This window comes from Gordonia oryzae (genome assembly GCF_003797185.1).
Lineage (GTDB): Bacteria > Actinomycetota > Actinomycetes > Mycobacteriales > Mycobacteriaceae > Gordonia > Gordonia oryzae.
In genome coordinates this window covers 82,603-102,648 of record NZ_RKMH01000006.1, presented here as the reverse complement: position 1 = coordinate 102,648, position 20,046 = coordinate 82,603, and the positions used below count along the sequence as shown (strand labels likewise).

Annotated in this window: 21 protein-coding genes; 16 read left to right on the top strand and 5 right to left on the bottom strand. The window is 67.1% G+C overall.

Features of this window, described 5'->3' with window-relative positions:
• Positions 1-23 precede the first annotated feature (23 nt).
• On the top strand, positions 24-671 hold the full coding sequence (locus EF294_RS09215) for an HNH endonuclease family protein (protein ID WP_342774333.1): 648 nt from the start codon (positions 24-26) through the stop codon (positions 669-671).
• A gap of 45 nt (positions 672-716) precedes the next feature.
• On the opposite strand, the gene EF294_RS09210 is transcribed toward EF294_RS09215, so the two are convergent.
• Positions 717-1,388 (bottom strand): fasciclin domain-containing protein, encoded by a 672-nt coding sequence (locus EF294_RS09210; protein WP_123928560.1) that lies wholly within the window; start codon positions 1,386-1,388, stop codon positions 717-719.
• Positions 1,389-1,768: 380 nt separating this feature from the next.
• Entirely contained in the window at positions 1,769-2,113 is a 345-nt protein-coding gene (locus EF294_RS22540; protein ID WP_123928558.1) for a hypothetical protein, read from the bottom strand.
• On the opposite strand from EF294_RS22540, the gene EF294_RS09200 reads away from it, so the two are divergent.
• The 11 genes from EF294_RS09200 to holA all read left to right on the top strand — a co-directional run bounded on the left by EF294_RS09200 (position 2,112) and on the right by holA (position 13,206).
• Positions 2,112-3,383, top strand: coding sequence for a glutamate-5-semialdehyde dehydrogenase (locus tag EF294_RS09200; RefSeq protein ID WP_123928555.1), 1,272 nt, complete (start codon positions 2,112-2,114; stop codon positions 3,381-3,383). The genes EF294_RS22540 and EF294_RS09200 overlap by 2 nt on opposite strands.
• Before the next feature lie 11 nt (positions 3,384-3,394).
• Positions 3,395-4,315, top strand: a complete 921-nt coding sequence (locus tag EF294_RS09195; RefSeq protein WP_123928552.1) for an AAA family ATPase — start codon at positions 3,395-3,397, stop codon at positions 4,313-4,315.
• Entirely contained in the window at positions 4,315-5,742 is a 1,428-nt protein-coding gene (locus tag EF294_RS09190; RefSeq protein ID WP_123928549.1) for a vWA domain-containing protein, read from the top strand. The genes EF294_RS09195 and EF294_RS09190 overlap by 1 nt, the downstream gene beginning before the upstream one ends.
• Positions 5,743-5,803: 61 nt before the next feature.
• Complete coding sequence (gene nadD, locus EF294_RS09185) at positions 5,804-6,559, top strand: nicotinate-nucleotide adenylyltransferase (protein ID WP_123928546.1); 756 nt, start codon at positions 5,804-5,806, stop codon at positions 6,557-6,559.
• A 61-nt stretch (positions 6,560-6,620) separates the two neighbouring features.
• Positions 6,621-6,992, top strand: coding sequence for a ribosome silencing factor (gene rsfS, locus EF294_RS09180; protein WP_123928542.1), 372 nt, complete (start codon positions 6,621-6,623; stop codon positions 6,990-6,992).
• Positions 6,989-7,702 (top strand): histidine phosphatase family protein, encoded by a 714-nt coding sequence (locus EF294_RS09175; RefSeq protein ID WP_123928538.1) that lies wholly within the window; start codon positions 6,989-6,991, stop codon positions 7,700-7,702. The genes rsfS and EF294_RS09175 overlap by 4 nt, the downstream gene beginning before the upstream one ends.
• 2 nt (positions 7,703-7,704) lie before the next feature.
• Positions 7,705-8,472, top strand: a complete 768-nt coding sequence (octT, locus tag EF294_RS09170; RefSeq protein ID WP_123928535.1) for a diglucosylglycerate octanoyltransferase — start codon at positions 7,705-7,707, stop codon at positions 8,470-8,472.
• 75 nt (positions 8,473-8,547) lie between these two features.
• Entirely contained in the window at positions 8,548-9,411 is an 864-nt protein-coding gene (locus EF294_RS09165; protein ID WP_123928533.1) for a DegV family protein, read from the top strand.
• A 112-nt stretch (positions 9,412-9,523) separates the two neighbouring features.
• Positions 9,524-10,702 (top strand): ComEA family DNA-binding protein, encoded by a 1,179-nt coding sequence (locus EF294_RS09160; RefSeq protein WP_123928530.1) that lies wholly within the window; start codon positions 9,524-9,526, stop codon positions 10,700-10,702.
• On the top strand, positions 10,703-12,241 hold the full coding sequence (locus EF294_RS09155) for a ComEC/Rec2 family competence protein (protein WP_123928527.1): 1,539 nt from the start codon (positions 10,703-10,705) through the stop codon (positions 12,239-12,241).
• Positions 12,229-13,206 (top strand): DNA polymerase III subunit delta, encoded by a 978-nt coding sequence (gene holA, locus EF294_RS09150; RefSeq protein ID WP_123928525.1) that lies wholly within the window; start codon positions 12,229-12,231, stop codon positions 13,204-13,206. Before EF294_RS09155 ends, holA begins: the two co-directional genes overlap by 13 nt.
• A 179-nt stretch (positions 13,207-13,385) precedes the next feature.
• Here holA and rpsT read toward each other — a convergent pair whose 3' ends face one another.
• The gene (rpsT, locus tag EF294_RS09145) at positions 13,386-13,646 is read right to left on the bottom strand and encodes a 30S ribosomal protein S20 (RefSeq protein WP_006370614.1); all 261 of its coding nucleotides are present in this window, start codon (positions 13,644-13,646) and stop codon (positions 13,386-13,388) included.
• A 341-nt stretch (positions 13,647-13,987) separates the two neighbouring features.
• Here rpsT and EF294_RS09140 point away from each other — a divergent pair, with 341 nt between their 5' ends.
• From EF294_RS09140 to EF294_RS09125, 4 genes are all read left to right on the top strand, one after another.
• Positions 13,988-15,133 (top strand): sulfotransferase family protein, encoded by a 1,146-nt coding sequence (locus tag EF294_RS09140; protein ID WP_185091011.1) that lies wholly within the window; start codon positions 13,988-13,990, stop codon positions 15,131-15,133.
• A 93-nt stretch (positions 15,134-15,226) separates the two neighbouring features.
• Complete coding sequence (locus EF294_RS09135; RefSeq protein WP_185091010.1) at positions 15,227-17,074, top strand: circularly permuted type 2 ATP-grasp protein; 1,848 nt, start codon at positions 15,227-15,229, stop codon at positions 17,072-17,074.
• Positions 17,071-18,054, top strand: coding sequence for an alpha-E domain-containing protein (locus EF294_RS09130; protein ID WP_123928523.1), 984 nt, complete (start codon positions 17,071-17,073; stop codon positions 18,052-18,054). The genes EF294_RS09135 and EF294_RS09130 overlap by 4 nt, the downstream gene beginning before the upstream one ends.
• Positions 18,051-18,899, top strand: coding sequence for a transglutaminase family protein (locus tag EF294_RS09125; protein WP_123928521.1), 849 nt, complete (start codon positions 18,051-18,053; stop codon positions 18,897-18,899). Before EF294_RS09130 ends, EF294_RS09125 begins: the two co-directional genes overlap by 4 nt.
• On the opposite strand, the gene EF294_RS09120 is transcribed toward EF294_RS09125, so the two are convergent.
• Positions 18,900-19,355 carry a type II toxin-antitoxin system PemK/MazF family toxin gene (locus EF294_RS09120; RefSeq protein WP_123928519.1) on the bottom strand — a complete coding sequence of 152 codons (456 nt, stop codon included), beginning with the start codon at positions 19,353-19,355 and terminating at the stop codon, positions 18,900-18,902. It abuts the gene before it with no gap.
• Positions 19,337-20,020, bottom strand: coding sequence for an alpha/beta hydrolase family protein (locus EF294_RS09115; protein WP_123928516.1), 684 nt, complete (start codon positions 20,018-20,020; stop codon positions 19,337-19,339). The genes EF294_RS09120 and EF294_RS09115 overlap by 19 nt, the downstream gene beginning before the upstream one ends.
• Positions 20,021-20,046: the final 26 nt, after the last annotated feature.

The window sequence follows — 20,046 nt, the reverse complement described above, 5'->3', positions numbered from 1 at the left end:
GGTGGGTGCTTCTGCTTGCGGTGGTGGTCACGGCGGTAGCCGTTGCCGTCACCGTTCAACTCGACCGAGGGGCGCCCGATGCGGCCGTTCATGCCGATGCCCGCCGCGCGCTGCAATCATTGAGCCGGATGACGGTGGTATCCCACCGACCCGATCGTGGCGACTACCAACGGTCGGCGTTCGGTGTGGCATGGACCGACGCGGTCTCGGTTACCGGCGGGCACAATGGTTGCGACACGCGAAACGACATCCTGATGCGTGACCTGTCGGATGTCGCCGTCGGGTCAGTGCGCAGTTGTCCGAAGGCCGTGTTGACCGGTGAGTTCCGCAGCCCGTACACCGGTGCGACCGTGCTCTTCCGCCGGGAACGGTCCGCGATCGCCGTGCAGATCGATCACATTGTGCCGCTGTCACTGTCGTGGGATCTGGGTGCGTGGTCGTGGTCGGCGCAGCGTCGCGTCGAGTTCGCCAATGACCCCGCCAATCTCGTTGCGGTCGATGCCGCGTCGAATCAGGCCAAGGGTGATGGCGAGCCGGCCGTGTGGATGCCGCCGCTGCGAGCGTTCCACTGCCGGTATTCCATTCAGTTCGTTGCGGTCGCCGACGCCTACCGGCTGGCCGTCGATGCGGCCAGCCGGCAGGTGCTCACCGAGGTACTCGATTCCTGTTGAGGGCCGATCCTGTTGGGAGTCAGGGGTTTCGATGCCGGAGCGGGGTCAGCTCGGGGGCATCAGCACCGAATCGACCAGGTACACCGTTGCATTCGCGGTCTTGATGCCACCACAGACGACCGAACTGTTCTCGTTGACCTTGATGTCGTTGCCCGACCCGGTGACCGTCACCGTGCCACCTTCCAGTGACTTGTGCTGTCCGTCGATGTCGGCCGGGGAAATCTGGCCGGACACAACGTGATACGTGAGTATCTTGGTCAGCATCGCCGAGTCTGTCTTGAGCTGCTCGACGGTCGCAGCGGGGAGCTTGGCGAACGCGGCATCGGTCGGCGCGAACACGGTGTACTGTCCGTTGTTCAGCGTGTCCACCAGGTTGACCTGCGGATTGAGCTTGCCGGAGATGGCCTGGGTCAAGGTCTTCAGTTCGGGGTTGGCCGCCGCGGCGGTGGCCAACGGTGCCGTGGCCATGCCATTCACCGACGCCGGACCGCTCGGGTTGGCTTGTGCGTAGGCGGCACAGCCGCTTCCGACGAGATCGGCGGCCGGGGCAGCGCTTGCGCTCGTGCTCGTCATGCCGCTCATCCCGGACATGCTGCTCGTCGTGGTGGGCGTCGACGCGCTGGAGTCGTCACTACTGGAACATCCTGTCACCAAGCCGGCTGCGAGTACGAAACCCGATGCGGCCAAGGTGATTCGGGTTGCTGCGGTGGATCGCATGTTCTTCCTCACTGTGGGCGGAATGAGCCTGTCCGAGTGGGCGTGCTCACTGAGTCATTCGCTTCCGCCGGCGCCTCGGATGGGTCGCGGGTCGAGGAACTTTCCGGCAAGCCCACCGGTAGCTGCGGCCCGAAGGCAGTGCAGATCAGTTGAGGCACGGACCCATCTGGTGTGTCACATCGTGCGAAACGCTCGACCCGGCAGCCGGCGGATCGGTCGGCATGTCACCAGATATGTGGCGTCGTCTCGGCCGGCACATGGGTGATCGACTGGGAGGTCACGCGAGTCGACCGCGCACAGTCGTAGTGGGCAAAGCCTGGTTGGGCAGAGCAGGCGCCGATCACTGCGGCCTCGCGCATCGATGGTCTGCGCCCTTCGCCTCACTGCCGATGGATCCGGTGGTGGTCGCGATAGCCGCCTGGGCCCAGCATCACACGCTCTACCGCCGGGCCGCCGATGACATCGGCGCGCCACCGACGCCACCGGTACCGCCGATACCCAGGGTGCCCGTCCATTCCCGACGACGGCGCGACGGGCTGGTGCAGGCGGGTCATGACCGTGCAGCGCCGAGGCATTGTCGGACGGCGGGCCCAACGTAGGGAGTCGTCTGTGGCCGCACGTACTCTGGTGGTCGGCCTCTGCTGGTCGTCATAGCCGGCCAGCAGGCGTGCCGACCAGGAGACATCACCGACCACGCACCGCCACACCGCACCGGGAGAATCCATGAGCGCACCCGCCGTCAGCCCCACCGACAGCGGTGTCGAGCAGACCGTCGCCGATCTGGCCACGGCCGCCAAGAACGCATCCCGCGCTCTGGGCCGGCTCACCACCGCCGCCAAGAACGAGGTGCTTATCGCCGCTGCCGAGCAGATCGAGGCCACGACCGAGTCGATCATCGCCGCCAACGCCGAGGATCTCGCACGCGCCGAGGAATCGGGGATCGAGGGCAGTCTGCTCGACCGGTTGCGGCTGACACCCGAGCGGGTGGCCGGAATCGCCGCAGGGCTGCGCCAGGTCGCCGCACTGCCCGATCCGATCGGGGAGGTCGTCGCGGGCAAGACGCTGCCCAATGGACTGCGACTGCGTCAGGAACGTGTCCCGCTCGGGGTGGTCGGCATCGTCTACGAGGCGCGGCCCAACGTCACTGTCGATGCCTTCGGAATCGCCTTCAAGTCCGGCAACGCCGTGTTGTTGCGCGGTTCGTCATCGGCGGCGGCATCGAACGCCGAACTGGTCCGGATACTGCAGGACACCCTGCGCGCCAACGGGGTCACCGCTGATGCGGTCGGATTACTGCCCAGTGACGACCGGGCCAGCGTGACAGCGCTCATCCGGGCGCGGGGACTGGTCGACGTGGTCATCCCGCGCGGCGGAGCAGGGCTGATCAACGCCGTCGTCGCCAACGCCACTGTGCCGACCATCGAGACCGGAACCGGCAACTGCCATGTCTATGTGCACGCACTCGCCGACGTTGACGTCGCCACTCGCATCGTTCTCAACGCCAAGACGCGGCGGCCCAGCGTGTGCAACGCCGCCGAGACGGTGCTCATCGACAAGGCGATCGCCGCCGAGGCGATGCCCAAGATCAGCCAGGCCCTCCGGTCGCAGGGAGTCGTCATCCACGGCGACGAGGCCGACATGGAACCCGCCAGTGACGCCGACTGGGCCGACGAGTACCTCTCACTCGACATCGCGATGAAGATCGTCGACGATCTCGACGCCGCCGTCGCCCATATCGACACCTACGGCACCGGACACACCGAGGCCATCATCACCACCGATCTGGCCGCGGCTCAGGAGTTCACCGACCGCGTCGACGCCGCCGCGGTGATGGTCAACGCCTCCACCGCATTCACCGACGGTGAGCAGTTCGGATTCGGTGCCGAGATCGGCATCTCGACGCAAAAACTGCATGCGCGCGGTCCGATGGGTCTGCCCGAACTGACCTCCACCAAGTGGGTCGTCTGGGGCGACGGCCACATCCGCCAGGTGTGAGAGGAGCCTCCGTGAGTACAACGCCCACCGACATCAACTCGACGGTGCACCCGTCCTTCGCCGATGTTCCCGACGTGGCCGCCCGTTTGCGCGGCACCGGCTACCTGCCCGATGACGCCACCGCGACTGCCACCTTCCTGGCCGATCGGCTCGGCAAACCGCTACTCGTCGAGGGTCCCGCCGGGGTCGGCAAGACCGAACTGGCCCGGGCTATCGCTGCCGCCACCGACGCCGAACTCGTGCGGCTGCAATGTTATGAAGGCATCGACGAAGCGCGGGCGCTCTACGAGTGGAACCATGCCAAGCAGATCCTGCACATCCAGGCGACCGGAACCCGGGACTGGGCAGAGGCCAAGACCGACATCTTCTCTGAGGAGTTCCTGCTACCGAGGCCGCTGTTGACCGCGATATCGCGGCCCGGTGCCACGGTGCTGCTCATCGACGAGATCGACAAGGCGGACGTGGACATGGAGGGCCTGCTGCTGGAGGTGCTCAGCGACTTCGCCGTCACCATCCCCGAGATGGGCACCGTCGTCGCCGCCCGGCGCCCGATCGTGCTGTTGACCTCCAATGCCACCCGCGAACTGTCCGAGGCCCTCAAGCGGAGGTGCCTGTACCTGTACATCGATTTCCCGGACGCCAAGCGGGAGAAGGACATCCTTGCCTCCCGGGTGCCCGCGCTCACCGAGTCGCTGGCGGCCGAACTCGTCCGGGTGGTCGGCGTCCTACGCACCCTCGACATCCGCAAGAAGCCGTCGGTGGCCGAGACCATCGACTGGGCGAACACCCTGCTCGCGCTCGGCGCCGGGGAATCCACCTCCGGACTGTCGGGACATCGGCTCGACAACGGACTGATCGCGCGCACCCTCGGAGTCGTACTCAAACACCGACCGGATCTCACCACAGCCATCAAAGAACTCAAACTCGGCTGATGTCGGCCGTGCCGGAGACCACGCCATTCGTCGCCCACCTCACCGACTTCGTCGACGAGTTGCGCCGACGCGGTGTGGTGGTCGGGCCGTCGAAACTGATCGACGCCGCACGTGCCGTCGAGGTCCTCGACCTGCTCGACCGCAGCAGTCTGCGAGAGGGACTCGCGGCGACACTGCTCGACGACCATCTGCATCGGGCGGCCTTCGATCGGCTCTTCGACCTGTGGTTCCCGGCCGCACCCGGAGTGCGCACCAGTACCGAGGAGCTGCCGCGCTCCGCCGACGGCGAGGTGGACATCGCCGCCACCCGCGACGCGCTGGCCACCCTGCTGGCCGACCCCGACTCGGCGTCCGACGGCCGTCTCGACGCGATGGTCGCCGAGATCGTCGAAACGCTCGGGCGGTACGAATCCGCCCGCGGTGAGGCGTATTCGGCGTATCAAGCGCTGTCGGTAATCGACCCGCAGACCCTAATCGCCCGGATCGCGGCGGCGATGGCCGGCGGGGCGCCGTCGGATCTCGATCTGGGTACCGAGCCGATGTTCCGCCGGGCCGCCGGTGATCGGGCCGCAGCGGTCCGCGCGGCGATCGAACGCGAAACCCAACGCCGGATGTCGGCGCGCAACGGCCGCGAACGCGTCGGTGAATACGCGGTGCCCAGCCTGCCGGAGAACATCAATTTCCTCACCGCCGGTGCCAGGGAACAGGCCGAACTGCGCCGCACGATTGACCCGCTGGCCCGATTGTTGGCCTCGCGGTTGGAGATCCGCCGCCGACGCGCCCATCGCGGTCCGGTCGACGTGCGGACCACCCTGCGCGCATCGATGTCGACCGGTGGGGTGCCCATCGAACTCCGCCACCGCAAACCCCGACCCGGACGGCCTGAACTGATCGTCATCTGTGACGTCTCCGGCTCGGTTGCCGGGTTCTCCCAATTCACTCTCAACCTCGTCTACGCACTGCGCCAGCAGTTCTCGAAGGTCCGGGTGTTTGCGTTCATCGACACCGTCGACGAGGTGACCGATCTGTTCGACCCGCGCAACGACGCCGACGCCGGCTTCGGTGGTGACTCCCGGGCAGCGATGCACCGGATGATCTCGACCGCCCGGCTCATCACCCGCGACGGGCACTCCGACTACGGCAACATGTTGCGTGGCTTCGTCGACGACTACGCCGAGACCCTCACCCACCGCGGCGCACTACTGATCCTCGGAGACGCCCGTACCAACTTCGGCTTCCCCCGCACCGAACTGCTCGCCCGACTCGTCGAACGCGCGCGCCACGCCTATTGGCTCAACCCCGAGGCCGGCGCCGAATGGGGCACCGGCGACTCGGTCGCCGACGACTATGCCCAGGTCATCGAGATGTTCGAGTGTCGCAACGCCCGCCAGCTCGCCACCGTCATCGCCGACCTGCTACCGGTGTGACGATGCGCCCGCCCGCCGTCGCGACCGGCTCGCCGGTTCCCACCGCGTAGACTCAGCCTTCATGTCCACCGACCGCCCCCAGGCGCGCCGCCGTATCGGCGTGATGGGTGGCACGTTCGACCCGATCCACAACGGCCACCTGGTGGCGGCCAGTGAGGTGGCGCACCGGTTCTCGCTGCACGAAGTCATCTTCGTGCCCACCGGGCGGCCCTGGCAGAAACTCGGCGAGGACGAAGGATCGGGGCCCGAGGACGTCGATCAGCCGCGCAGTGTCGGTCAGCGTGACAGTGTCGATCCGCGCAGCGAGGACGACCAGCGCAGCAAAGAGGTCTCACCCGCCGAGGACCGCTATTTGATGACGGTGATCGCGACCGCATCCAACCCGCGCTTCTCGGTGAGTCGCGTCGACATCGACCGCGAGGGAAACACCTACACCGTCGACACGTTGCGGGATCTGAACGCGACTCTGCCCGACGCCGAACTGTTCTTCATCACCGGCGCCGACGCGCTCGAATCGATCCTGTCCTGGCAGAACTGGGAAGAGCTGTTCGAGCTGGCCAACTTCATCGGCGTCAGTCGGCCCGGTTACGAACTCAATGCGAGTCACCTGTCTCAGCATCTTCAGGATCTGCCCCCGGAAACATTGCAGATGCTCGAGATCCCGGCCCTGGCGATCTCCTCGACCGAATGCCGGGCGCGCGCTGCGCACGGACGTCCCGTCTGGTATCTCGTTCCCGACGGCGTCGTGCAGTACATCGCCAAGCGGCGGCTCTATCGACCGCTGCGCAGCAACTCCGCCCGGGTGTCGGCGCCGTGACCGATCCCGCCGTTCGACATGATGCGCCGCTCGGGGCGGCCGCTGTAATGAAAGGACTTGTGTGACTGCATCAGCCGAGGCATTGGCGATGGCGCGGGTGGCTGCGCTGGCGGCCGAGGACAAACTCGGTCACGACGTCGCCGTCATCGATGTTTCCGAACAATTGGTGATCACCGACCTGTTCGTCATCGCATCCGCCGACAACGAGCGCCAGGTCAATGCGATCACCGATGAGGTCGAGGACAAGATGCGCGAGGCCGGCTACAAACCGGTGCGCCGAGAAGGTACTCGCGAAGGTCGTTGGGCGCTGCTGGATTACATCGACATCGTGATCCACATTCAGCATGCCGACGAGCGCGCCTTCTATGCACTGGAGAGCTTGTGGAAGGACTGTCCGACCGTCGAGGTCACCAGCGATCAGGAGTCCGAGTGAGTGGCGGTCCCGACAGCGGCGACACCTCCGTCGAACGCCTCACGCCGATCGTGCGCCGGTTGATCCTGTTGCGGCACGGACAGACCGGCTATAACGCGACCAGTCGGATGCAGGGGCAGCTCGATACTGATCTCTCCGAAATCGGTGTGCAGCAGGCAAAGTCGGCTGCAGCAGCGTTGGCAGACAAAAATCCCATGGTGATCCGGTCGTCGGATCTGCGTCGCGCCCGCGACACCGCGGAGGCGTTGGCGCTGGCGACCGGACTGTCGGTCGAGTCCGATGAGCGGCTGCGCGAAACACACCTGGGGCAGTGGCAGGGCTTGACCCATCTGGAGGTCGACGCGCAGGCACCCGGTGCCCGGGCGATCTGGCGCGACGACGCCACCTGGGCGCCGCCGGGTGGCGAGAGCCGCGTCGACGTCGCCGCTCGGGCGGTGCCGGTCGTCACCGAACTCGTTGCTGCACTGGAGGACTGGGGGACCGGTGTATCGCCGGAGTCGCCGGTGGTGTTGGTCGCACACGGCGGGGTCATCGCCGCGATGACCGCTGCTTTGCTGGATCTGCCGGTGGCGCGGTGGCCGATTCTCGGTGGCCTGGCGAACACCAGCTGGGTGCAGTTGTCCGGGCATGCGGCTCCCGGTGAGAATCCGCGATGGCGCCTGGACGTGTGGAACGCCTCGGCCGAGGCGACCGACTCGGCAATCCAGTGACGGTGCCTGACCCGACGGGTCCCGATCCGGCGGGCCCTGCCCCCGCCGCGTGCTCCGACGGTTGCCTGCTCGTGCTGTCGGACTCGCTCGCATACTACGGTCCCGGCGGCGGACTGCCCGCCGACGATCCACGGATTTGGCCGAACCTCCTCGGCGCACGAGTGTGTCTGCCGACCCGGCTGTTCGGCCGGGTGGGGTGGACCAGCCGTGACGTGTGGTGGGCGCTGACCCAAGACCCCAACATCTGGTCGGCAGTCCCGTCGGCGCGCGCGGTCGTTCTCGCGATCGGCGGGATGGACAGCCTCCCTTCGCCCCTGCCGACGGCGCTGCGCGAACAGATCCGGTATCTGCGTCCGCCGCGGCTGCGACAGGCGGTGCGCACGGGATATCAGTGGTGGCAACCACGCGCGTCGCGCCTCGGCTGGCCGGTGGCGCTCCCGCCGAAGGTGACCGTCGAGCACCTGGACAAGGTGGTCGACGCGCTCACCCGGCTACGGCCCGATCTGCCGGTCGTGGTGTGTCTGCCGCCCACACACCGCAGTCCCTATTACGGGAACGTACATACCGGTCGTATCCCGACGACGGCGGCCATGCAACAGTGGGCATCGTCGGCGGGTGTGCCGACCGTCGAGTTCTCCTCGATCACCCGGGCGCACTTCGCCGACGCCGCCGACGAGATGAACCCGGACGGGATTCACTGGGGATTCGACTGTCACCGGCAGATCGCCGATGCGGTCGCCGCGGTCCTCGCGCCCATCTTGACGGATTGAGCGCGACAACCGCCACCAATCCCGAGTGCCCCACACCGGCGTGGGGCACCGGGATGCAACGGCTAACGTAGACCCGTGCCTGTTGTCGTCGTCACCGATTCCTCGGCCCGCCTCCCACCGGCGATCGCCGAGCACTATCGCATCTCGGTGGTCCCGTTGCACCTGGCCCTCGACGGTGTCGATTACCGTGAGGGCATCGACGACATTCCCGACGATCTGATCAGTCGATCGGGTGTGACGACCTCGGGCGCCAATCCGCAGGAACTCGCCACCGCGTTCGCTACCGCAGTCGCGGCCAGCGACGGTGCCGGTGTGGTCGCGGTGATGATGTCGAGGCGACTGTCGGGGACGTGGGGTGCCGCGCGACTGGCCGCCGAGAATCATCCCGGCCTGATCCGGGTTGTCGACAGCCGCTCGGTGGGGCTGGGCCTGGGCTTTGCGGCCATCGCCGCTGCGCAGGCCGCGGCCGCCGGAGCCGACCGCGACCGGGTCTACGAGTCGGCTATCCGCCAAGCCTCCACCGCCGAATCGCTGATCTGCGTGCAGAGTTTGGACAACCTGCGCAACAGCGGCCGCATCAGTGCGGCGGGCAAACTGCTCGGGTCGGCGTTGTCGATCAAACCGATACTCGCCATCGACGACGGCATCCTGACCCTGCGCGAGCGACAACGGACGTTTTCGCGGGCTGTGGCGAAGATGACCGACACTGCGGTCGACTTCGCCGACGGCCGGGCGGTGACCCTCGGCGTGCACCACTGCCAGATCCCAGACGCCGCACACGATCTCGCCAACACGGTCCGCGAACGGCTGCGGGTGGTGACCTCCGCTCTGACCGTCGACCTCGGTCCGATCCTCGGCAGTCATATCGGACCGGGCGCACTCGGTCTGACCGTGACCACCCACCTGGACCCGATCGAGGGCGCCGACCAGATCGACTGACCCGCCGGCGATTTTCGATCCGTAGTCCACAGAACTGCGGCGCTACACAGATCGCCGGCGACGACGACGCAGGCGACCGCACAGGTCTGTGCATCGCCGTAGGTTCGCTGACATGAGTGACACCTCACGAACACCGCGTCGGGCCGGCGCCGAGGACGCTCACGCCCGCACTCGGCGCCGTTCGGCACTCGACCGGCTCTCCGGGCTGGAGCGCGTCGCCGACGGTGTACCGGCACCCCTCGAACTCGATGATTCAGCCCTGCAACCTGATTCCGATGCACACTCCGGCGGTGGCGATCCGTTGCCGCCGCGGACCGCGGGCGATGACGGGTGGGGTGTGGTGGCACTGCCGGGCTGGCTTGATCCGGTCGCCACCGATCCTGCCCCGGTCCGCCCCGACCACGCCGGGACCCCCTCCGCCCGGGTCGGTAACCCCTCGGTGGGCGGCGGCCCGTACTTCGACGATGACGCCAACCCCGATGGAGCCGACCCTGATGCCGACGACGACGTGGAGGACGGACGTGACGACCGGCCGCGCCGCCGCTTCGCCGTCGCCCCTCCGGCCGCGATCGCCGTCATTCTTGTCGGCGTCGCGGCATGCGTGATCGCCGGATTCGGTCTGTTCGCCGATTCCGGAGAGGCACCCGCGGTGGACTTCGGCGCTCCGGGAGAGCCGGCAACATCGTCGAACGTCTCCGATGCCGCTTCTGCACCGTCGCGCGCGTCCGCCTCGGGTGCGGGACAACCACCTGCCGCCAATGCCCAGGTGGTGGTCAGTGTCGTCGGATTGGTGCACCGGCCAGGTGTGGTCCGACTCCACAGCGGCGCCCGGATCGCCGACGCACTGGCCGCCGCCGGCGGCACGCGTGAGGGTGCCGACACGGTCTCGTTGAATTTGGCGCAGCCCGTTCGCGACGGCGACCAGATCCTCGTGGGTTACGCGGCGCAGGAGGGCAGGCTGGCATTGCGCAGCGCGGTCGTGCCCTCGGGCGGCGCATCCGCCGCCGGAACCGCGGTCGGCTCGGAGACCGGTGACCCCGGGGGGCCGGATTCGACAGGTGCGGACACGCCGGCCGCAGGTGCCGCCGGGAGCGTGGGCGGTTTGGTCAACCTGAACACCGCATCGGAGTCCGAACTCGACGCGTTACCCGGCGTCGGTCCGGTCACCGCGCAGGCGATCATCGACTACCGCACGCGCAACGGCACTTTTGGCTCCGTCGAGCAGCTCGGTGAGGTCGACGGGATCGGTCCGTCCCGATTGGCCAAGCTACGCGGACTGGTGACGGTCTGAATGCGGGATCAGGATCTGCGGCTGCTGTCACCGTCGGTGTCGGTGTGGCTGATCACGGCGGTATGCCTCGGGGCCACGGTCAGCGTGTCGGTGATGATCGCGGTGTCCTCGACTGTGGTCGCGGTCGTCGTCGTCCTGATGTGGCGATCGCGTCGCCTGCGGTGGGAGATCGTCGGCCCGGCACTGATATGTACGGTACTCGCCGCGACCTGCGCGACGGCGATGGCGTTGCGGCTGGAAACCCGTGACCGTCATCCGGTGCACGAAATGCGCGGCAAGGTCACGATGTGGCTGACCCTGCGTGAGGATCCGGTGGCGTTCGGTCCATCCGCGGCGGGCATGGTGCGGGCCCGCGTCGAGATCGACGCCGTCGCACGGCGACCGGTGTCCACGGCACCGGCCGAACTGGTTGGTCGGGCACAGTCATGGGCCGGTGTGCTTCCGGGGCAGCGTGTGCGGGTCCTGGTGACCGTACGTCCGCCGCCGCCGGGAGAACTCGTCGTCGCGCGGGTGACTGCCTCAGGTGCGCCGACCTTGCTGGGACGTCCCCCGCCGCACCAGCGGATCGCCGGTGACATCCGGGAACGGTTGCAGCGCAACGCCGTACGGGCACTATCGCCGGAGTCGTCGGGATTGTTCCCAGGTCTGGTCCTCGGCGACGAGAGCGCGCTGTCGCCGGAGGTCCGCGACGACTTCCGGGCTGCCGGTCTGCTCCATCTGACCGCGGTCTCCGGCGCCAACTTCGCGGTGGTGTGCGGTGCGGTGATCTTCGCGTTCCGGTTGGCCGGCGCGTCACCGAAAGTGGTGGCCGTCGCCGGTGCCCTGACGATCGTCGGCTTCGTCATCCTCGTGCGTCCGTCACCGAGTGTGCTGCGCGCGGCGATGATGGGCGGGGTGGGCCTGCTGGCAGTGCTCAGTTCGCGGCGCTCGCAGGCGTTGCCCGCGCTTGGTGCGGCAGTAATCGGTGGCGTGTTGTGGTGGCCGGAGCTGGCCCGAGATTCGGGATTCGCACTGTCCGTCGTTGCCACCGCGGGTCTGGTGATGGTCGCCCCGGGTATCCGTGATGCGCTGCGGGCCATCCGGGTGCCCGCCGGGATAGCCGAGGTGACGGCGATGGCCATTGCGGCCGCGGTGACCACCTCCCCGATGATCGCGTACCTGTCCGGCACCCTCAGCCTGGTCACCGTACTGGCGAATGTGGCTGTCGCGCCGGTGGTGGCCGTCGTCGGGATCGTCGGCACCGCGGCAGCGCTGATCGGGGCGGTCGGAGCAGTAGACGGTGTCCCGATGATGCTGTCGGAGTTGCTGATCCGCGCCATGGCACCAGAGGTGTGGTGGATGCTCACCTGTGCTGATCGCCTCGGGTCGTGGCAGTGGGCGATGATCGGGATACCGGAAGGCTGGCCCGGGGTGATGGTGTCGTTGATGTGCTCGGCCATGATCGTCGCCGTCGCTGCTGCGGTCCGTCACATCGACGCCGACTCGGTGCGGATCGCGGTGCTCCGGTGCCGGCGGGGTCTGGCACGATGGGGCCCGTGACCGAACGACTGCATCTGCTCCTCGGGGACGACGATTTCCTCACCGGCCGCGTCATCGAGGATGTGGTGGCGCAGCGATCGGCGGCCGCCGGGACCGACGTCCCGGTGACCAGGGTGCGGGCCGGTGACGTCACAGGCCCGGAACTCGCGGAATTGCTGAGCCCGTCGTTGTTCGCCGACGAGCGGGTGGTGGTCGTGGAGTCGGCCGCCGATGCCGGTAAGCAGCCGGCGGCGCTGCTCTCCGAGACGGCACGGGCGCTACCCGAGGGCGTCACCCTGCTGGTGATCCACACGGGGGGCGGCCGCGCGAAGTCGCTGGCCACGGATCTTCGCAAGGCCGACGCCTCGGTGCACGAGTGTGTGGCGCCGCGTTGGCCGTCGGAGCGAATGACGTTCGTCCGCAACGAGTTCCGGACCCTGGGCGTCCGGGTCTCCAACGATGTGGTGGAGGTGATCGTCGAATCCGTCGGTGCCGCGTTGCGGGAGCTGGCGGCCGCGTGCAGCCAGCTCGTTGCCGATACCGGCGGCAAGGTCGACGAGGAGTCGGTTCGGTTGTACTACCAGGGCCGTCCGGAGGTGAGTGGTTTCGAGGTCGCCGATAAGGCGGTTGCCGGAGACCGTGCGGGTGCGCTCGAGTCACTGGCCTGGGCGTTGCACCACGGCGTCCCGCGGGTGCTGCTGGCCGATGCCTTGGCCGAGGCGGTGCATGCGATCGCTCGTGTGCGTGCCCTTGGGAACGTCGATGCCTCCGCGGCAGCCGAATTGGGAATGTCGCCGCGCCGGGTGAAGAACGCTCAGGCCCAGGGGCGGGCGTGGGATTCGGAGTCGATTGCCGCGGCGGTGATGGTCGTCGCCGCACTCAACGGGGATGTCAAGGGACAGGCCGCCGACGCGGACTTCGCGTTGACCGATGCGGTGGTCCGCGTCGCGGGGCTGCGACCCGTGGGCCGCCGACGCGCGGGGTAGGGGATCGGTGACGAGCCACGCACGTCACCCCGGCGACCGCGTGGGGATCACCGGGGTGAGGTGGAAAAGAAAAGCGCCTTGATTCGCTTCGGGCCGCAGCAGCCGTGTCAGGCGCTCGCAGTCGCCGAAGGCATGCCGGCGAATCAGATCGCTCTGAGTCGTCAGAGCTTACTGACGGCTCAGAGCTTGTTGAGGGCGAGTGCCATTGCCGACTTCTTGTTGGCAGCCTGGTTGGCGTGGATGACGCCCTTGCTGGCGGCCTTGTCGAGCTTGCGGCTGGTGGTCACCAGCAGCTCGCCGGCCTTGTCCTTGTCGCCGGCATCCACGGCCTCACGGAAACCGCGGATCGCGGTGCGCAGGGATGACTTGACCGACTGGTTGCGCTGCCGACGGATCTCGTTGGTGCGGTTGCGCTTGACCTGGGACTTGATGTTTGCCACGCGTGTGTACCTCGTCTGTGTAGTTCGTGTGTCTGGTGTTGGTGCTTTTCGGTCGTGTCTCGTCGGGTTGCGATCAACCCGACGAACCCAATCGGTGATCGATGGGCTCGGGCCGGATCTCCAGACGCTCCCGAGCAGGCCTTACCTGATTCCCGTGATCGGGTTCGGGCGACGCTGCGACAGCGATCGAGTTTACCAGCCGGACACCTGCCCCCAAAATCGCGATGGGCGATCGGCTGGCGTGGCCTCGTGGACAGTTCACCGTCGAGACGAACTCGCAGCCGATACCCAGTGTCGCTGCAGTGGTATCGGAGATATCGGGCACTATTGTGACGACCATCATGTCCGTCGTCTACATTCACATCGGGTTACCCAAGACCGGGACCACGCACCTACAGGATCGGCTCTGGCACAATCGCGACCTCGCCCTGCAAGAGTCGGGGCTGCTGTACCCAGGCAACGAGATCACCGACCACTTCCACGCCGCCGCACATCTGCAGCCCGACCGCTACCTCGACTGGGTTGATCCGGCCCATGCGCGGACCTGGGCATCGATGGTCGGGCAGATGCGACCGTGGCCCCAGACTGCGTTGGTCTCCCACGAACTGTTCGCCACCGCCACCGTCGATCAGGCGCGGCGCCTCGTCGCGGATCTGTCGTTCGCCGATGAGGTCCATGTCATCGCAACCGTCCGAGATCTGGCGCGTCAGTTGCCCTCGGTCTGGCAGGAGAACGTCAAGAACCAGCGGCATGCCTCATTCGACGAGTTTGTGACGTCGGTGCGGGCATATGCGGAGTCACCGAACGTCGGGGCCGGGGACCCCGGTGAACTGCCGGAGGAGGAACCGTTCTGGGAGTTCCAGGATCATGTGCGGATATTGGCCCGCTGGTCGCAGGTGGTCGGCGCCGAGCGGGTGCACGTGGTGACCGTGCCACGCATCCGTGGTGACGGCGACGGTCTGTGGGAGCGATTCCTGTCGGTGCTCGGTGTCGACCCGGCTCCGTTGACCGTTCCGGTGCCGAACCTGAACACGTCTTTGTCGGCGGCCCAGACCGAGATGCTGCGCCTGCTCAACACGCGGTTGCAGCCCGACGTCGTGGAGTGGCAGCGATACGAGCGGGTCCTCAAGGAGCAGGTCGTCGCCCACATCATGTCGGGCCGGTCCGACGGTGTGCCGCCCGGCTTGTCAGACGAACAGCGGGCATGGGCTGCGGATCGGTCCGCCGAGATGATCACCGGGTTGCGATCCGCGGGCTACTCCGTGGTCGGTTCGCTCGACGACCTGCAGGTGCGGCGCGAGCGCGACGACGCAGCGACGGCACCGCAGGCCGAGGAGGTTCTCACTGTGGCGCTCGACACATTGGCCGAGATGATCATCCGGGCGCCGATGCCGGTGACACGCCCGGCCGCGCAAACGCGTGCGATGAATCTGGTGCGGCGCGCGCGCCGACGGATCCTGGCCCTACGGCGTTCGATCGGCGGCTGAGTTCCGCGTCGGCCGATTACTGGGGTCGGCGAGGGTGTCGGGGTCCGCGGACCACCATGCCGAATCGTTGAATCTGAGGCAACATGTCAGGTTATGAGCCCCGCACCGACGGAAACGCCCGCGAAGAAGGCGCGTAAGACCTCTTCGGCGAAGACGACCGCGAATCGGACGTCGTCCTCGAAACCGGACGGCAAGCCGGCGTCGAATGCGCGGACGGGCCGGGCAAAGATCGCCGCCACCTCCGTAAAATCCACGGAAACAGGGATTTTCGCGGATTACGAGGCGGCGAAGTCCTTCGGTGTGGCCTACGACGAGATGTTCGATCACCAGGGTGAGGTCCGGTCGGCCTACCGGGGGATCTTCAAGGTCATGGCCGAATCCGAGCGCGCCGACATCGAGGGCCGTATCGACGCGCTCGGTCGCGCCTTCATCGACCAGGGCATCACCTTCTCCCTCTCGGGCAAGGAACGGCCCTTCCCGTTGGACGTTGTGCCGCGGGTGATTTCGGCATCGGAGTGGTCCAAACTCGAGGCCGGTATCACCCAGCGTGTGCAGGCGCTCGAGTTGTTTCTCGACGACGTCTACGGCGAGCAGGAGATCCTGCGCGACGGGGTTCTGCCCAAACGGTTGGTGCATTCCTGCGAGCACTTCCATCGGCAGGCCGCAAACATCCGGCCGCCCAACGGAGTCCGAATCCACGTCGCGGGAATCGACCTGATCCGTGACGCCAACGGCGATTTCCGGGTGCTTGAGGACAATCTCCGCTCACCGTCGGGTGTGTCCTATGTGATGGAGAACCGGCGCACCATGGCCCGGGTGTTCCCGGACCTGTTCTCCTCGCACAAGGTCCGTGCGGTCGCCGACTATCCGAGCCATCTGCTGCGGGCGTTACGGGCCTCGGCGGCCTTCAACGAGGCCGACCCGAACATCGTGGTGCTCACCCCGGGCGTGGCCAACTCCGCGTACTTCGAGCACTCGCTGCTCGCGCGGCTCATGGGCGTCGAACTCGTCGAGGGCCGTGATCTATTCTGCCGTGACAACGTCGTCTACATGCGCACCACCGAGGGCGAGCAGCGCGTCGACGTCATCTATCGGCGCATCGACGACGACTTCCTCGATCCGATGCAGTTCCGGCCGGATTCGATGCTCGGCGTCGCCGGCCTGCTCAACGCGGCACGTGCGGGTAACGTGGTGATCTCGTCGGCGGTGGGTAACGGCGTCGGTGACGACAAGTTGATCTACACCTACGTGCCAGAGATCATCGACTACTACCTTGGCGAGAAGCCGATCATCGCCAATGTCGACACGTTGCGGTGCTGGCTTCCCGAGGAATGCGAGGAGGTCCTTGATCGCATCGACGAGCTGGTGGTGAAACCCGTTGAGGGATCGGGTGGTTACGGAATCGTTTTCGGTCCCGACGCGACCCGGGCCGAACTCGACACCTTGGCCCGTAAGGTGCGCAACGATCCGCGCGGATGGATCGCGCAGCCGGTGGTGCAGTTGTCGACCGTGCCGACCAAGGCCGGCGACAACCTCAGCCCGCGTCACGTCGACCTGCGCCCGTTCGCGGTCAACGACGGCGAATCGGTGTGGGTGTTGCCCGGCGGGCTGACCCGGGTGGCGTTGCCGGAGGGGTCCCTGGTGGTCAACTCCAGCCAGGGCGGCGGATCGAAGGACACCTGGGTGCTCGCCACCCGCAGCTCCGAGGGTGAGCGGGAGCTCGCCGGCGCCAAGGTCGTTACCAAGAGTGGTGTCGCCGCGGCTCGACCCGCCGAGAGTGCGCCGGATCCGTTGGTGGCGCAGACCCAACAGCAACAGCAGCAGCAGAGTGTCGGCACGCACTCGGCGCAGACGCACACACTGGGTTCGATGACCCAGACGCAGATGATCCAGAAGCAGTCGTCACGATCGGTGCCGAACCAGGACGGTGATGTCCGATGATGTTGGCCCGCAACGCCGAATCGCTCTACTGGATCGGTCGCTACGTCGAGCGAGCCGACGACATGGCACGCCTGCTCGATGTCGCGATCCACCAGTTGCTCGAGGATGCCACCGCCGACGTCGACTCGTCGGTGCGGCTGGTTATCCAGGTCCTGGGACTCGACGCACCCCCGGGTGGAACCGAACTCGATGTCTGGTCGCTGACCGAACGCGTCGCCTACGCCAAGGAATCGACCGGATCGATCGTCGACCTCATCCGTTCGGCCCGCGAGAATGCGAGGGGCGCACGTGAAGTCACCTCCAGTGAGATGTGGGAGTGCCTCAACACCACCTACAACGGTCTGGCCGAAGCCGAGCGTCGATCACGCCGCCTGGGCCCTCACGAGTTCTTGTCGTATGTGAAGAATCGCGCCGCGATGTTCGCCGGACTCGCCGACGCCACGCTCAGCCACGACGACGGTTACCGCTACCTGCTGTTGGGTCGTTCGGTGGAGCGGGTCGACATGACCATCCGCATGCTTCTCGCGCGTGCCGGAGATCGCGCTGGTTCGCCCGCGTGGGTCAACGTGCTGGTGTCCGCTGGTGCGCACGACACGTTCCTGCGGACGTACCGCGGCGTCATCAACGCAGAGAACATCGTCGAATTCATGTTGCTGGACCGACTTTTCCCGCGGTCGGTGTTCCATGCACTCAGCGTCGCCGAACACAATCTGGCCGATCTGGAGAAAGGCCCGAGCCGTACCGGTGCCCAGGCCGAGGCGCTGCTCCTGCTCGGGCGGGCGCGCAGCTCGCTGGAGTTCCTGGAGCCCGGCGATCTGCTCGACGGATTGCAGGAGCGGCTGCTCGATCTGCAGGACACCTGCCGTGCGGTCAACGAGGCGGTCACCGCCCAGTACTTCCATGTGTCGCCGTACGTGTCGTGGGCCGATGCCCGCGTCAGCGACGGTGAGGAACATGTCATCGAGGAGAGTGAACTGTGAGCTGGCGACTGAGGGTCGTGCATTCGACGGGCTTCGCCTACCAGAGCCCGGTCACCTCGTCCTACAACGAGGCCCGGCTGACACCGCGCAGCGACAGCAGGCAGAACGTCATCGTCAATCGTGTGGAGACCGTTCCGGCGACTCGCTCGTACCGCTACACCGACTACTGGGGGACCGCGGTCACCGCCTTCGATCTCCATGCGCCCCATGAGGAACTCGAGGTCTCGGGCATGTCGGTGGTGGAGACCGAACCCGGTGAACGACCGGAGGACGACCGCAAACGCGATTGGGACGGCATCCGTAACGAGGAGGTCGAGGACCGCTACGACGAGGCGCTGTCGAACACGCCGTATGTGCCCCGCAACCGCAGTCTGGTGGCAACCGCCAAGCGGCTGACCAGGGGGCTCGATCCCGAAGAGGCCGTCGAGGCGGTGTGCCGCTACGTCTACGACGAGATGCAATACGTCCCGGGTACCACCGGTGTGCACACCACCGCGGTCGACGCGTGGAACGAGCGCAAGGGTGTGTGCCAGGACTACGCGCACCTGACCTTGCTGATGTTGCGTGGGCTGGGTATTCCGTCCCGCTACGTCTCGGGATATCTGCATCCGAAACCCGATGCGGCCGTAGACAAGATTGTCGAAGGTCAGAGCCACGCGTGGATCGAGGCATGGACCGGTGGGTGGTGGGGATTCGACCCGACCAACTTCACTGAGATCACCGAGCAGCACGTGTCGGTGGGCGTGGGGCGCGACTACTCCGACGTCTCGCCACTCAAGGGCATCTACACCGGTGGTCAGGCCACAGATCTCGACGTCGTCGTCGAGATCACGCGGCTGGCGTGATCACCGCCAGCCAAACCGATCGCGCAGTTGCGTTGCGACCCTGTCGAATCGGGCTGGGTCGAGGATCGCGCCCTCGCGCCGAATGCCGTCGGCGTCGATGACGAGCACGCGGTCGAGGCGGATAAAGCTCTCGCGATGATCGGCGTCCCAGCCACCTGCGCCGATCGAGAGCCAGGCGTCGTCGTCGCGGTGATGATCCTTGCTGGACAGCATGAGTGCGAGGACGTGCTCTGACGTGCCGCTGCCGTCATCGGCTGCGGGGTTCTCGGCCGGATCGCGGCCGACGACGAGTACCGGCCGATCCTTGCCCTGTGATGGATCTTCCTCGAATTCGACCCAGGTCCAGACGATTTCACCGGGATCGGCATCCCCATCGAGGTCGGGGGAGTAGCTGATGGATCGGGCCACCTCCGCGGTGGGGCGCATCGTGCGGCGGCTCATGCGTCGATCTGCCATCCTGCGCCGATCTCCCGGAGCAGGAAGTGCTCGACCGCGTCGGCGGCGAGGGGCGCTGTGGGTTTCTTCGTCGGATCGAGGCTGTGGCCCGCCTTGGCGATCTCCACCAGCCGGGTCGGGGCGGGGATCAGGTCGATCGCCGCGCCGATCTCGTCGGTCGTGGCGAACGGATCGGTGCTGCCGTGCACGACGAGCGTCGGGACGGTGATCGACGGCAGATGCTCGGTGCGGGCCTTCTCGGGTTTGCCTGGTGGATGCAACGGGTAGGAGCTCAACAACAGGCCGTCGGCCACCTCAGCGCCGTCTTCGGCGAGCACCATCGAGGCCTGCCGACCGCCGTAGGAATGGCCGCCGACGATCAGCGGGCCCGCCGACAACGACCGAAAGGCCGCGCAGGCGGCACGGATACCGTCGCGGTCGGCGGGCGCGGTCGAGGGACTCGGCGGTCCCTTGGGGCGGCGCTGGCGGTAGGGCAGGTCGATCCGGGCCACCGCGAATCCGCGGCCGGCGAGTTCACTCGCGTAGGCCGGCAGTATCGCGGTATCCCGGTTGCCCCCGGCGCCGTGTGCCAGGACGACGCTCGCCCGCGGCGTCTGCTCGGGATGATGGATGGTCGCCACGACCGAGCCCTCGTCGTAGGGTTCGATTCCGCTGTTCGCCGCCACAGCGACACGGTATCGCGCGGCATGCG